This is a genomic window from Streptomyces sp. NPDC014733 (assembly GCF_043083385.1).
Classification (GTDB): domain Bacteria; phylum Actinomycetota; class Actinomycetes; order Streptomycetales; family Streptomycetaceae; genus Streptomyces.
Map to the genome: position 1 here is coordinate 123,779 of NZ_JBIBYO010000004.1, position 13,136 is coordinate 136,914.

Consider the following 13,136-nt stretch of genomic DNA (forward strand, 5'->3'; position numbering starts at 1 on the left):
GCGGGTGACCGGCCAAGGGCGGGCCTCGTGAGGACCCGGCCGGTCGCCGGCCCGGGAGACACCGGTCGAGACGCGGGTCCGGGGACCGTGAAGGGCCGGGGGGAGAGCCCGTCAGGGGACCCGGTACCGAAACCGTGTTGCCTCTCCAGCGGCTGGAGAATCCAGGATGGTGCCATGGACGGAACGACCCGCTACTCGATCGGGGAACTCTCCCGGCGCACCGGCATCCCCGTACGCACCATCCGGTTCTACTCCGACGAGGGGCTGGTCCCACCGGCCGACCGCACCCCCGCCGGCCATCGGCGCTACGCCCCGGCCGCCCCGCAACGCCTCGAACTGATCCGCTCGCTGCGGGAGTTGGGCATCGGCCTGGCGACGATCCGCCGGGTGCTCGACCACGAGGTGCCGATGGCGCAGGTGGCCCGGGCACAGGCCGAGGCCCTTGACGCACGGATCCGTGCGCTACGGCTGCGGCGCAGCGTCCTGCACGCCGCGGTGGCGCGCGCCACCGGACCCGAGGAGACCACGCACATGCACCGGCTGACCCAGCTGTCCGGCGCGGAACGGCGCCGGATCACCGACGCCCTCCTGACCGCCGCCTTCGGCGTCGACGCCGACCCGGCCGCGGCGGCGATGGTCCGCGCCGCCCTGCCCGACCTGCCGGCGGAGCCGACCCCCGAACAGGTCGGCGCCTGGACGGAGATCGCCGCGCTCCTGACCGACCCGGACTTCCCCGCCCGGCTGGAGCGCGCAGCCGCCCACCAGGCGTCCGGCGCTCCGCTCCCCTTCGAAGCGCTCGCCGGGGACGCGGTGACACGCGACGCCCACCGCTCCCTCGCCGAGGCGCGGGACGCGGACCTCGACCCGCGCGCCCCGGAGGCGGCGGCGCTCGCCGACGCTCTCGTGCGGCGGTTCGCCGAGGCGTGCGGACGCGCCCCGGACACGGAGTTCCGCGCGTCGCTGGCCCAGGAGTTGACCGGGGCCCACGACCCCCTCGTCGAGCGGTACTGGCGCCTGGTGTGGACCGTCAACGGCTGGACGGTGCTGCCGCAGCTGGTGCCGGTCCACTCGTGGTTCCTGCGGGCGCTGGGCGGGGCCCGTACCGCCGCTCAGCTCAACAGCAACGCCGCGTCCCAGCCGCCGGCCGAAGGCGCACCGGTCGCGTAGGCGTGGAGGGCGAGGGTGGTGCCGGCGGCGCCGGTGAGGAGGCCGGCGCAGTTCGCGCCTCCGGTCTTCTTCGCGGGGTCCCCGCCGAAGACGAAAGGCCGGGCCGGGTCGGCGAAGTCCAGTGTGCGGGCGGCGAACCGGTCCTGGAGGGCGGTGAACCGGGCGTCGCCGGAGGCGTGGCCGAGGACCGTCGCCAGGTACAGCAGACCGGCCCAGCCGTGGCAGATACCGGCGTCGCCCACGCCGGACGGGTCGGCCAGATCGAGGAGGGCGGCGTCCACCGCGGCCTGCCGCCAGTCGGGCCGGTCCAGCGCCTCCCCGGCCCGGTGCAGCACCGCGGCCACACCGGGGGTGCCGTAGCACCAGGCGGAGCGGCCGGGGGGCCCGCCACGTCCGGCGGTGAAGTCGGCGAGCGGGAGGAGCGAGGGCCAGCGGCCGTCCTCCGTGCGACGGGCCAGCAGCAGTTCGGCGATGTGGTGGATCCCGTCGCCGAGTCCGGGCGCCGGCACCTGCGCGCGGTGGGCGGTCACCAGGACCGACAGCACCCCGGTGATGCCGTGCGCCACCCCGAAGTTGAGGTGGCCGTCGGGGAAGTTCTCGTCGGCCCGGCCGTCGGTCCCGCCCGGCGACCACCAGCCCGGAACCAGCGTTCCGTCCCGCGGCAGGGGCTCCAGGATGCGGAGCAGATGGGCCACCGCGCCGGTCAGCGTGGGGTCGTCCGCCGGGCGCCGGGCCAGCAGCAGTCTGGTGAGGCCGGCCAGGCCGCCGATCAGGTCGTAGACGGAGAAGGGGAGACCGGCCCGGCGCTCGGCGAGGCGTGCCCGGTCCTGCTGCAGCAGGGCACGGACGGCGCCGTCGACCGCCGGGTCGAGCCGCGCCAGCAGCCCCGCGTAGTCGTCCGGGGCGCGCCGGGCGGTGTGCGCGGCGAAGGCCAGTGCCGGCGCTCCGTGGTAGAGCCCGTCGCCGGGCCGGCCGGGCAGGGCGGCGACGCAGGCGGCGAGGTGGGCGTGGGCGGTGGCGCGGTGTGCGGGGTCCTGGTGGGCGAGTTCGGCGAAGAACAGCGCCATCCCGGAGTGGCCGTCGCTCAGGGCCTGCGGGATCCAGAAATCGGCGGTGTCCGCCACCTTCCGGGGGTCGGCCAGCCGCTCGGCGACCTCACCGACCGCCTCGGTGGCCGCTGTCCGCAGCGCGACCGGATCACGGTCGCCGTGCCCGGCCGGGCCGGTGGGGGTCATCGGCGGTGCCTCCTGCGGTCGGTGTGGGCCTGTGCCGCGCCCCGGGCGACGGCGAGGGCGAGGTTCTCGTGGTCGCGGTCCACGCCCACCAGCCGGTTGTGGTGCATGTGCAGCAGCGAGAGAAGCACCTGGTCGGGGCCGGACCAGGAGCGCTCGCCGAGGTCACGCAGCAGCTGTCCGTAGGCGGTGACGGCCTCGGCCCGGCGGGTCCAGGCGGCGCGCAGCGCCTCGTCGGTGGCGGCGGGTCCCGGCTCGGTGCGGTACGGGTCGACGAGTGTCAGGGCCTCGCGCCGCCGCTCCCGGAAAGCGCGTTGGCGCGTCTCGTCCTTGACCACGACGCGGGTGAGCCATTCCGCGGCGGCCGCTCCGCCCTCCGCCTCGCCCGCTCCGTGGAAGGCGCGGGCGAGGTCGGTGAAGCCCGCGGCCACGCGCAGCAGCGGTGCGGTGGTGTCGGTGCGGGCGTAGGCGCGGCGCAGATGGGCCAGTACGGCCACGCTGTCGGCGTGGAAGACCCGTTCGGCGGCGTCGATGGCCTCCGGCCCGCCGTAGCGCTCCAGTTCCGGGTCGTAGGTGTCCATGACGACCCGGCCCACGACGCCGCCGTCGCGCAGCGCGGTGGTGAGGTCGTGCATCCTCGGCAGCAGTGCGCCGTGGAGCGCCTCGCGCGGGGCGTGGAAGCGCAGCCGCAGATGGGCCCCGGCGGCGTCCCCGTACCGCAGGAAGAACCAGCGGTCGACCTCGGGCGGCAACTGGTCCAGGAGCGGCGGCAGATGGACGGCGAGGAGTTCCTCGTGGCGTTCGGCCGGGGCGTACAGGGAGGTGTACAGCCAGTCGCCGCCCGGCAGGTGGGCGCCTGTCGCCGTGCGGGGCGGGGCGTACCGGCGTGCCGGGAGGGCCTGCGGTGCCGGGGCGGCGGGACGGGCGGTGCACAGCGGGACGGTGATCTCCGTGCGGCGCGCGCCGTCCGGTCCGCCGAGCCAGCCGTCGGGGAGCCCGGCGGCGTCGGCGGGCACCTCGCGCAGTTCCGCGTGCTCGTGGCGGAGCAGTTCGTGGCGCAGGAGTTCCGGTTGGCCGGGCAGGGTCAGGTCGAGATGGACGCCGCGGTCCGCCTGGCCCGCCCAGACCCGGTCGGGGACCCGCCACCGCTCCCGCCAGCGCTCCAGCGCGTCCAGCCACTGCGGGAGCGGCAGGTCGGCGTCGCGCAGCTCGGCGCCGGGCCGCCAGCACGCCCGGGCGAGCACGGTGCGCCCGTACCGCACGCGGGGCAGATGGGGCAGCGCGTCGGCGGCTCCCCAGTCCCACGGCTGCCAGCGGCGCACTCCGCTGCCGACGATGTCGCAGACGAAGCGGGCCGCGTTGGGCAACGCCCATTGCGGGTTGAGGACGTGGAACACCGCGGGGTCGACCTGGCGGCCCGAGGCGGTGTCCACGAGGTACAGCCGGTCGGGGTCGGCGCCCACGGCGAGGCGGCGCAGATCGATGACGGCAGGGTCGGCGGGGTCGGCGAAGCAGCCCACCGGCAGGGTGCGGTCCAGCCACTGCGGTACCTGCGCCACATTGGCGGAGCGGGCGTGGCCGGGCCGGAAGGCGACCTGTGCGCCGAGCGCACCGGCGGACCCGGTGGCGGACCGCGCCGCCTCGGCCAGTTCGGCGTGGTCGTCCTCGTCCAGCAGGTACCCGAAGCGGCCGAGCATGGCTCCGGCCTGTCCGGACGCGCCCGCCACCACCAGCCGGAAGTCGCCGTCGGCCAGCGCCTCGCAGGAGCCGGCGAGCAGATGCGCGTTGATCTCCAGGGAGGCGGGGGGCCGTCCGTCGTCGTGGGCGAGGGCGCGGACGGCGGGGTGGTCGTCGTCGAGGACCACTTCGTCGGCGCCGTCCATCAACGCCTGCTGGGCCAGCTCGGCGAGGATCCGGTTGCGCCGCGGGTCGGGTTCGGCGGGCGTGGCCCGGCGGGGGCTGGACGGCCGCTGGTAGCCCGCGGGGGCGGCCAGGCCGATGTCCGGGTCGAGCAGTTCGGTGACCGGGACGAGACGTCCGGTGCCGTAGCGCTCCAGGAAAGCTCCGTGGTATTCGCGCAGGTGGGCGGGTTCGCCCTGGGGTGGGGAAAGCCGCCAGAGCAGGGTGGCGGCGCGGGCGGCCTCCGCCGCCACATCGGCGGGCAGCTGCGCCTCGGCGTCCAGCGCCAGATCGATCTGGAGGGGGCGCGGTACGTCGTTCAGCTTCCGCATGCGGGCGGTGACGTCCCGCAGCGCGGCGCGGCCGTCGCCGACGGGCCGTGCCGCGTACCGCTCGATCTCCTTCTGCACCGCGGCGAGTTCGGTGCGCTCGGGGAGGTGCTCGGCGGGCACCTCGGCGAGGGTGCGCAGCAGGTACCCGAGGGGGTCGACCTCCTCCAGGGGCGGCCGGGCGTCGGTGAGCAGGATTTCCTTGGCGACCAGTTCGGTCAGGACGCGGTCCACCGCCTGCTCGGTGGCGCCCGGGAAGGCTTCCAGCAGCGCCCGGGCCAACTCCGCCCCGCGGACGGGCCGGTGGGCCCTCTCCAGTACCTCCCGGACGACGACCGTGTGCCGGACGCTGACCTCCTGCACCGTACGGAGGGTGGGACCGGTGGTGTTTGCGGAGGGCTCCTCCCGGGCGGACTCCGGGACGTACGGGAGGACGAGCCTGCCGCCCCGCACCGTGCAGAGCGCGTTGCTCACGACGCGCAGATGGCGCAGGACTCCGGGGCGGCGCTCCCAGGCCGCCACCAGCCCGGTGAGCCACTCCCCGTCCGGCCGGACGCCTCGGGTGTGTGCCTCGCCCCACCGCGCCTCGGCGGCGGCCTGGTCCGCGGCCGTGAAGTGCACCGGGGCGACCCCTGCCATCAGCCCGAACGGCGTGGCCCGGCTGCTCATCCGCAGCCGGTAGGCCGCCAGTGCCCGTACGGAGCGGCGCAGTTGGGGCAGCGGGACGCTTCCCGCCCGGTCCAGTACGCGGTCCAGCACCTCGGCCAGGGACGGGCTGGAGATCTCGATGGCCTCACGGACCAGCGGGTGGTCCGCCAAGGCGCGCAGCGAGGCGGTCAGCCGGGCGGCCTCGTCCTCTCCGGGGCCGGCGTCCGGCCGGACCTCCATGACCTCACACACCGGCCTGACGGGCGCTCGGACCATGCCGATTCCGGTACCTCGGAACAGGGGCTCCACGGGCATGACTGACCTTTCTCGGCGCAACGGCCGCACACCGGGCGGGCGTCGCCTTCCGGGGGACGCACCGCCGTCGTGGTTCGGCGGCGTCACGCTCGGCGAGGGCCGCCGCCCCACACATCACACGGGCAGGTGCAGGGTGTGAGCGCACACCCTCGTCCACAGCCGGTGCCCGGACTCCGGCGAGTCCGGGCACCAGGTGGTGTCGCTGCTCCGTCGTCAGCAGCCCCGGACAAACGGCTCCGCACCGGCTCCCGTACAGCGGTCCGCCCGGGTCCGGGCGGACGGGCGTGGCAGCCACGCGATCGAACTTGTCCCGGTCCCGCTCACCCACCACACCCAACTGGGGTGGGTGGCCGGGTGCGCGGCACCGGCAGGGCTGTGACGCCGATTCGGTTGTCAGCAGCCCCGGAAGCAGTTGACCTGCGTGTGGAGCGTGGAGCAGGTCTCGACGCTGGTCCAACCGGTGCGCTGGGCGTCGGCCTCACCCTGGAAGCTCGTCTCCTCGGCGACGACTTCGCGGACGTCCAGGTCGAAAGCGTCGAGCAGGTCGAGAGACATGGTGGTTCTCCGTTCGTTGGCTATGGGTTCCGTGCGTGGCCGCACGAACGGCTCCATACCGGCTTCCGCACAGCGGTCAGCCCGGGTCCGGACGGACGATCATGGCAGCCACATGATCGAACTTATCCCGGTCCCGCTCACCCACCACGCCCAACTGGGGGGTTTGGCGACATCTTTCAGTCACCTGCGACCCAAAAATGTCGCCCCGTACCTTCCTCATGACCGAAGATAGAAAGATTTTTTACGGAAGTCCCCGACGAGCTCCCCGCTCCCCCGCACACATCGCCCGCCACGGCCGCTCCCCCGCCTCCGCCGGGGTCCCGTCACAGGACGCGGGCGGTGCGGATGGCGGTTTCGAGGAGGACGGTGGCGAGGTTCGCCCACACGTCCACGTCGAAGGGGCGACGGCCCGCCTCGGCGGCGCCGGCGGTCTTCAGGGTGCGGGTGTCGATCACCTCGACGGTGCCGGTGGTGCCGGGCCGGTCGACGCCGGCGTAGGCATGGCGGCCGTCGGGGGCGGGGGCGATGCCCGGGCCCGGCCCTCGTCGCCGACGGCGAGACCGTACGGGGCGGTGCGTCTCACCGGACGGCCCGCAGCAGCGCGGCGATCCCGGTGGCGCCGCGCCGCTCGGCGTGCGCGAGCGGGGTGACGCCCTCCCCGTCGGCGAGGTCCGGGGTGGCCCCCGCGGTGATCAGCAGCTCGACGATCTCCTGGTGGTCGCGGCCGCCGTCGCCGAGAATGACCGCCTCCAGCAGGGCGGTCCAGCCGAGCCGGTTGACGTGGTCGACGTCGATGTCCGTCTCGCGCAACACGGTGCGGACGTAGTCGACGTGGCCGCGTTCGCCCGCCGGGATGAGGGCGGTGCCGCCGAAGCGGTTGGTCACCGTCACATCGGGTCCGGCCGGCAGCAGGGCGCGGAGCATGGCGACGCTGCCGGTGACGCCGGTGACCAGCCAGGGGCTGTCGTGCCGGTCGTCCAGGGCATCGGGGTCCGCGCCGGCGGCGACCAGCGCCTCGGCGGCCGCGACATGGTCGCCGAGCGCGGCCAGCAGCAGCGGGGTGCGGCGGTGTGCGTCGCGGGCGTCCACCGCGGCGCCGGCGGCGAGGGCGGTGCGGACGACGTCGGCGTCGCCGTGGGCCGCGGCGTCCAGGAGGGCATGGTCCAAGGCGTGCATCGGGGTGCTCCTCGATCTGCGGAGGGTGCGGGTGCGCAGCACCGACAGGGTGGTGACCGCCTTCGTACGGACCGCGATCCCGAGCCCCGCGCGCAGGGCGGAGAAGGGGAACCGGCGGCGCACCGTGCGGGGGACGGGGTGCGCCGCCGGGGTCCGGGCGACCGTGCGGCCGTGCGGCATCGGCCTTACTCGGCCAGCGCGGCGGCGCCCGCCTGCGCGAAGGTCTCGTCCTGGTCGCCGGAGGGGGCACCGGCGACGCCGATCCCGGCGACCGGCGCGCCCTTGGCGGCGACGGGGGCACCGCCGGCGAGGAAGAGGGTGCCGGGGATGTCCTTCAGCGTCGGGGCGTTCTCCAGCCGCTTGACCAGCTCGGAGGTGGGGGCGTTCCAGGAGACGGCGGTGTACGCCTTCTTGACCGCGGACTCGTAGGACTGCGGGCCGGCGCCGTCGCCGCGCAGGGTGACGAGCGTGTTGCCGTTGCGGTCCACGACGGCGACGGAGACCTTCTGGTTCGCCTTCTTCGCGGCGTCCAGGGCGGCCTGGGCCGCCTTGGTGGCCGCGTCGACGGTCAGGTGGGTGGAGTGCGTGAGGTTCGCGCCCGCCGCGGCGGCCCTGACCGGCTCGGCGGCCGGGGTGGCGGCGCCGGCGGACCAGGCACCGGCGCCGCCGGCAAGGAGGGCGACGGCCACGCCGCCGGTGACGACGCGGGTGCGCCGGGAGACCTTCTTGACGTGCTTCATGGGATCAACTCCGTGGTGTCGACGCCGAGTCGGCGTGGGGCCTGTCGGTCGCGGGCCGGGACGCCGGTCACCGCCGGGCCGGTCCTCCGCTTCCGTCATCCATCCTGGGTCCGCCCCGGGCCCGGCCCGTCGTCGTACCGGCTCGGCCCCGCGTGCGGGTCGGTGGAGCCGCGGGTCAGCCGATCGGATGACCCGCCGGGGGCCGGGGCGGGGGAACAATGGGAGGGTCCGTCGCGCGTCCGCGCAGGTCGGGCGGGTGCCCCGGGTGGCAGGAAGGCGGTGCGCGGTGTGCGCGAGTGAGCAGGTGCCGGACGGCGAACCGGACGCCCGGCGGCTGGTGGCCGTCCTCCATGTGACGTTCTTCCTGCTGCTCGGCTCGTCGATGGCGCGGTTCGTGCAGCGCCACGGCGGCGAGGCACGTGCGCCGTGGGTGCTGGCGCTGGCCGTGGTGCTGGCGCTGCTGTACGTCGCCGGGTCCTGGCGGGGCGGGCCCGCGGTGCCGCTGCTGCCGCCGGGCGCGCGGGTGCCGTGGCCGCCGGTGCGGCGGCTGGTGTGGCTGGGCGCCGTCGTCGTGACATGGGCGGTGCTGGTGGAGCGGGCGCCGAGCTTCGGGTGGGTGGCGGTGCCGCTGTTCTACGCGGCGCTGCGCACCCTGCCGCCGCCCGCCGCGTATGCGCTGGTCACGGTCCTGACCGTGTTCGTGATCATCGCGCAGCTGACGCTGGCGCAGCGGTTCGACCTGGATCTGGTGATCGGCCCGGCGGCGGTCGCCGCGTTCGCCACGTCGGTCTTCACGCAGATGCAGCGGCAGGCGGCGCGCCAGCGGGCGCTGATCGACGATCTGATCCGCACCCGGCGGGAGCTGGCGGCGGCCGAGCGGCGGGCGGGCACCCTCGCCGAGCGGCAGCGGCTGTCGATGGAGATCCACGACTCGCTGGCCCAGGGCCTGTCCAGCCAGCGGATGCTGCTCCAGGCGGCGGACCGCACCTGGGACGCCGATCCGGCGAAGGCCCGCGGGCACGTCCGTACGGCCGCCTCGATCGCCGAGCACAATCTCACCGAGGCGCGGCGCTTCGTCCACGATCTGGCCCCGGCCGACCTGGCGCGCGGCGGCGGGCTGCCGCAGGCGCTGCGGGCGCTCGCGGAGCGCGGCGGCGACGACCGGTTGACGGTCCGGGTGCACATCGACGACCCGGGCGGGGTGGTGTTGCCGGATCCGGTGCGGTCGGCGCTGCTGCGGATCGCGCAGGGCGCGCTGGCCAACGTCCGCGAGCACGCGGGCGCGACCACCGCCGCGCTCACCCTGACCGTCCTGGACGACCAGGTGGTCCTGGACGTCGCCGACGACGGCCGCGGGTTCGATCCGGCGGCACTGCCCGAGGTGCCGTCCGGGGTGCGCGGTCACGGCGTCCCGGCGATCCGGGCCCGGGTCCGCCAGCTCGGCGGGACCCTCACCATCGAGTCGGCGCCCGGCGAGGGCGCCGTGCTGACCGCCGCGATCCCCTTGGAGCAGCCGCAGTGAACACCACCCCGCCACCGGTCCGGATCCTGCTCTGCGACGACCACACGGTCGTGCGGGCCGGGTTGCTGGCGTTGCTGGACAGCGCGCCGGACATCGAGGTCGTCGGCGAGGCGGGCACCGGTGAGGAGACCCTCGCGCTGGCCGCGAAGGTCCGCCCCGACGTGGTCCTGATGGACCTCCAGCTCGGCGCGGGCATCGACGGTGTGGAGACCACCCGCCGGCTGACCGCGGCGGGTCCGCTGCCGCATGTGCTGGTGCTGACGACGTACGACACGGACGCGGACATCACCCGGGCCATCGAGGCGGGCGCGACCGGCTATCTGCTGAAGGCGGAGCGGCCCGAGGAGCTGTTCGCGGCGATCCATGCGGCGGCACAGGGCCGTACCGCGCTGTCGGCGCCGGTCGCCGGCCGGGTGATGGCCCACATGCGGCGGCCCCGTCCGGCCCTGACCGACCGGGAGCGGGACATCCTGGCCCAGCTCGCGCAGGGGCTGGGCAACCGCTCCATCGCCAAGGCGCTGTTCATCAGCGAGGCCACGGTCAAGACCCACCTGGGCCGCATCTACGACAAGCTCGGTGTGGACACCCGTGCCGGTGCGGTGGCGGTGGCGAAGGAGCAGCGGCTGCTGCCGTGAGCGGGGCGCCCGTCGGCGGGCGGGCGGCGGCGCCGCACCCGGCCTGCCCCGGTGGACGCGGGCGGGGCGCCCCCGGTCCGCGGCCTCGGCATACCAAATTCCGTGACCGACGGCGCGCCCTCCCGCCGCGTCACCCATCCTGCCCCCGCTCCCTTGACCTCCCAGGTGGCGGGCCTTGTCGCGCCCCGCCACTTTGGTATACCAATTGGGCGAACCGTTGACCGGCCGGCCGGTTTGCAGGCCGAGAACGTCCGAAGGAGCCCGCCATGTGTGTCGAGAACGTGCCGCCCCCGTCCAGCCGGGTCACCCGCCGCGGAGTACTCGCCGGGGCCGCCGCCCTCGCCGGAACGGCCGCCGCCCTCTCCGCCGCGCCGGGCGCCGTCGCCGCCCCCGCACGGGACTCCGGGCGCGGCCCGGCCACCGGCGCCGGACCCACCGGCGATCTCGTCGTCGAGGGAGGCACCCTGCTCGACCCGGCGACCGGCGAGGTCACCGAGGACGCGGTCGTCGTCATCCGCGACGGGGTGGTGCGGGCCGCCGGGGCCCGCTCGCGTACCGCCGTGCCGAAGGGGCTCCCGCGGCTGGACGCGCACGGCGGCTGGGTGCTGCCGGGCCTGGTCGACGCGCACATCCACCTCAACACCGCCACCGAGGCGCAGGACGCGGTCCGCAAGGGCGCCACCAGCGCGCGCAGCGGCTCGACCAACTTCTACCAGGACATCGCGGTACGGGAGTTGGCCCGCCAGGCGCCGCAGCAGGCGCCCCGGCTGCGGGCGGCGGGCGTCTTCGTCACCCCCGAGCTGGGTGACACGGTGCTCGCCGACCCCGATCTCACCCCGCTCGCGCGGCTGCGGGACGGGGTGCGGTCCGCGCAGGCGCTGCGCCGCGTGGTGGAGGTCAACCTCGCCCGCGGCGCCGATGTGATCAAGACCCGGGTCAACGAGCGCGCCGGGCTGCCCGAACAGGACCCGCTGACGCAGGTCTACTCGTACGAGCAGCTGTCCGAGATCACGGCGGCGGCGCGGCGCGGCGGCAAGGGCGTGCTGTGCCACAGCTACAGCGAGCGCGGCTGTGACGACGCGGTACGGGCGGGCATCCGCTCCCTGGAGCACGGCGTGTTCGTCGGCGAGCGCACGCTGCGCGAGATGCGGCGGCGGGGCACGTACTTCACGCCGACGATGACCGCCATCGCCGGGATGATCGGCGACCCGGACCCGGTGCTGGACGAACGCGGCCGCACCTATCTGCCGATCCTCAAGGAAGCCGTCCGCACCGCGCACGAGCTGGGCGTTCCGCTGGCGGCGGGCACCGACTCGTCCGGCGGGACGGTCGAGCCGATCGGCCGGGAGATCGCGCTGATGCGGGACGCCGGTCTGCCGGCGCTGGACGCGATCCGCACCGCCACCACCGGCGCCGCCCGGCTGCTCGGCCTGGAGCACACGGCGGGTCGGCCGGCGCGCGGCTTCGCGGGCGATGTGATCGTGGTGGACGGCGACCCGCTCACCGATCCGTCCGTCCTCGCCGCGCCCCGGCGCGTGGTGCGCGCCGGTCTCCCCGTCCCGCACTGACCCGCACCCGACCGCCCGGCGCCCCTCGCGCCCGCTGCCCGGTGTGCCCCGGCCCCCTCCCCCGGCCGGGGCACACCGCCGAGCCACCGCACCGTCCCCCTCCAGGAGCTGTCATGGCACCCGCCCCCGATCCGTCCCGGCGCGGCGCCGGGGACACCACCGGCCGCACGGTGGTCTTCCGCGACGTACGGCCCTTCGGGGCGGCCCGCCCGGTGGACCTCACCGTCGTCGACGGCCTGATCAGCGACCGGGCGGCGCCGCCCGGCGCCGAGGTGGTCGACGGCGGTGGCCGGATCGCCCTGCCCACGCTGGTCGACGCGCACATCCACCCCGACAAGACCACCTGGGGCGGCCCCTGGGAATCACGCCGGGCGGCGCACTCCCTGGAGGAGTTCGCGGCGCAGGACGCCGAACTGTTCCGCCGCCAGCACCGGTCCGTCGCCGAGCGGGCGTACGGGCTGATGGCGCACGCCGTCAGCCGCGGCACCCGGGCGATGCGGGCGCACGCCGATGTCGCCCCGGCGTACGGCCCGGCCGGCGTGGAGGGCCTCGCGCAGGCCCGCGAGCGGTTGCGGCACGCCCTCGACGTGCAGATCGTGGCCTTTCCGCAGCACGGCGTGGTCCGCGCCCCCGGTACCGCGAGGCTGCTGACGGACGCGGCGCGCAGCGGAGCGGTGGACCTCATCGGCGGGATCGACCCGGCCGGTTTCGACGGGGCGCCGGAGGCCCAGCTCGACCTGGTCTTCGACCTCGCGGACCGGTACGGCGTCGGGCTCGACCTCCATCTGCACGAGCGCGGCGCGCAGGGCCTGACCTCGCTGCGCCGCATCCTCGACCGCACCCGGGCGCTGGCGCTGCACGGCCGGGTGACGGTCAGCCATGTCTTCTGCCTGGCGGGCCTGTCCGACGCGGAGCTGGCGGCGGTCGCCGCGGACCTGCGCGAGCTGGACGTCGCGCTGACCACCGTGGCCCCCAGCGGCTCCCTCGTCCTGCCGATCGCCGCGCTCACCGGGCACGGCGTCCGCGTCGGCCTCGGCTCGGACGGCGTCCGCGACTCCTGGAGCCCCTTCGGCGACGCCGACATGCTGCACCGCGCGCATCAGCTGGGCCGGGTCCGCGACGACCGCCTCGACGCGGAACTGACGGCCTGTTACCTGACCGGCGCGCACGGCGGCGCCGATGTGCTGGGCCTGCCCCGCGCCGACCTCTCCCCCGGCTCGCCCGCCGACTTCCTGCTGGTGCACGGCGAGTGCGTCCCGCAGATCGTGGTGGACCTGCCCGCGCGCGACCTCGTCGTCCGCGGCGGCCGGGTCGTCGCCCGGGACGGCGCACTCGTCTGATCCACGCGCC

The 13,136-nt window shown here is 75.7% G+C and carries 11 protein-coding genes; 5 read left to right on the top strand and 6 right to left on the bottom strand.

Annotated elements, in window-relative coordinates; genetic code table 11:
• The first annotated feature begins 174 nt into the window (after positions 1-174).
• On the top strand, positions 175-1,167 hold the full coding sequence (locus ACF1BH_RS11950; protein WP_391642321.1) for a MerR family transcriptional regulator: 993 nt from the start codon (positions 175-177) through the stop codon (positions 1,165-1,167).
• Here ACF1BH_RS11950 and ACF1BH_RS11955 read toward each other — a convergent pair.
• The 6 genes from ACF1BH_RS11955 to ACF1BH_RS11980 form a co-directional block, all read right to left on the bottom strand.
• Positions 1,110-2,402, bottom strand: coding sequence for a lanthionine synthetase C family protein (locus tag ACF1BH_RS11955; protein ID WP_391642322.1), 1,293 nt, complete (start codon positions 2,400-2,402; stop codon positions 1,110-1,112). The two genes, ACF1BH_RS11950 and ACF1BH_RS11955, sit on opposite strands and share 58 nt — an antisense overlap.
• Positions 2,399-5,551, bottom strand: a complete 3,153-nt coding sequence (locus ACF1BH_RS11960; protein ID WP_391642323.1) for a lantibiotic dehydratase — start codon at positions 5,549-5,551, stop codon at positions 2,399-2,401. Before ACF1BH_RS11960 ends, ACF1BH_RS11955 begins: the two co-directional genes overlap by 4 nt.
• A 432-nt stretch (positions 5,552-5,983) precedes the next feature.
• Entirely contained in the window at positions 5,984-6,145 is a 162-nt protein-coding gene (locus ACF1BH_RS11965) for a hypothetical protein (protein ID WP_391642324.1), read from the bottom strand.
• A 323-nt stretch (positions 6,146-6,468) separates the two neighbouring features.
• Entirely contained in the window at positions 6,469-6,600 is a 132-nt protein-coding gene (locus ACF1BH_RS11970) for a hypothetical protein (protein ID WP_391642325.1), read from the bottom strand.
• Between the two features lie 124 nt (positions 6,601-6,724).
• Positions 6,725-7,321, bottom strand: a complete 597-nt coding sequence (locus tag ACF1BH_RS11975) for an ankyrin repeat domain-containing protein (protein ID WP_391642654.1) — start codon at positions 7,319-7,321, stop codon at positions 6,725-6,727.
• Positions 7,322-7,506: 185 nt separating this feature from the next.
• Complete coding sequence (locus ACF1BH_RS11980) at positions 7,507-8,061, bottom strand: heme-binding protein (protein WP_391642326.1); 555 nt, start codon at positions 8,059-8,061, stop codon at positions 7,507-7,509.
• 187 nt (positions 8,062-8,248) lie between these two features.
• Here ACF1BH_RS11980 and ACF1BH_RS11985 point away from each other — a divergent pair, with 187 nt between their 5' ends.
• The 4 genes from ACF1BH_RS11985 (at position 8,249) to ACF1BH_RS12000 (ending at position 13,126) form a co-directional block, all read left to right on the top strand.
• Positions 8,249-9,583: a sensor histidine kinase gene (locus ACF1BH_RS11985; protein ID WP_391642327.1), complete on the top strand. Its 1,335-nt coding sequence runs from the start codon at positions 8,249-8,251 to the stop codon at positions 9,581-9,583.
• The gene (locus ACF1BH_RS11990) at positions 9,580-10,218 is read left to right on the top strand and encodes a response regulator (protein WP_391642328.1); all 639 of its coding nucleotides are present in this window, start codon (positions 9,580-9,582) and stop codon (positions 10,216-10,218) included. Before ACF1BH_RS11985 ends, ACF1BH_RS11990 begins: the two co-directional genes overlap by 4 nt.
• Positions 10,219-10,484: 266 nt before the next feature.
• Positions 10,485-11,786, top strand: a complete 1,302-nt coding sequence (locus tag ACF1BH_RS11995) for an amidohydrolase family protein (protein ID WP_391642329.1) — start codon at positions 10,485-10,487, stop codon at positions 11,784-11,786.
• Between the two features lie 113 nt (positions 11,787-11,899).
• Positions 11,900-13,126, top strand: a complete 1,227-nt coding sequence (locus ACF1BH_RS12000; protein ID WP_391642330.1) for an amidohydrolase — start codon at positions 11,900-11,902, stop codon at positions 13,124-13,126.
• The last annotated feature ends 10 nt before the right edge of the window (positions 13,127-13,136 follow it).

Excerpts from the sequence above, each read along its gene's own strand:
- ACF1BH_RS11975 (WP_391642654.1), bottom strand. The coding sequence starts at position 7,321 with ATGCACGCCTTGGACCATGCCCTCCTGGACGCCGCGGCCCACGGCGAC.
- ACF1BH_RS11965 (WP_391642324.1), bottom strand. The coding sequence starts at position 6,145 with ATGTCTCTCGACCTGCTCGACGCTTTCGACCTGGACGTCCGCGAAGTC.
- ACF1BH_RS12000 (WP_391642330.1), top strand. The coding sequence starts at position 11,900 with ATGGCACCCGCCCCCGATCCGTCCCGGCGCGGCGCCGGGGACACCACC.
- ACF1BH_RS11955 (WP_391642322.1), bottom strand. The coding sequence starts at position 2,402 with ATGACCCCCACCGGCCCGGCCGGGCACGGCGACCGTGATCCGGTCGCG.
- ACF1BH_RS11985 (WP_391642327.1), top strand. The coding sequence starts at position 8,249 with ATGACCCGCCGGGGGCCGGGGCGGGGGAACAATGGGAGGGTCCGTCGC.
- ACF1BH_RS11950 (WP_391642321.1), top strand. The coding sequence starts at position 175 with ATGGACGGAACGACCCGCTACTCGATCGGGGAACTCTCCCGGCGCACC.
- ACF1BH_RS11980 (WP_391642326.1), bottom strand. The coding sequence starts at position 8,061 with ATGAAGCACGTCAAGAAGGTCTCCCGGCGCACCCGCGTCGTCACCGGC.
- ACF1BH_RS11995 (WP_391642329.1), top strand. The coding sequence starts at position 10,485 with ATGTGTGTCGAGAACGTGCCGCCCCCGTCCAGCCGGGTCACCCGCCGC.
- ACF1BH_RS11960 (WP_391642323.1), bottom strand. The coding sequence starts at position 5,551 with ATGGTCCGAGCGCCCGTCAGGCCGGTGTGTGAGGTCATGGAGGTCCGG.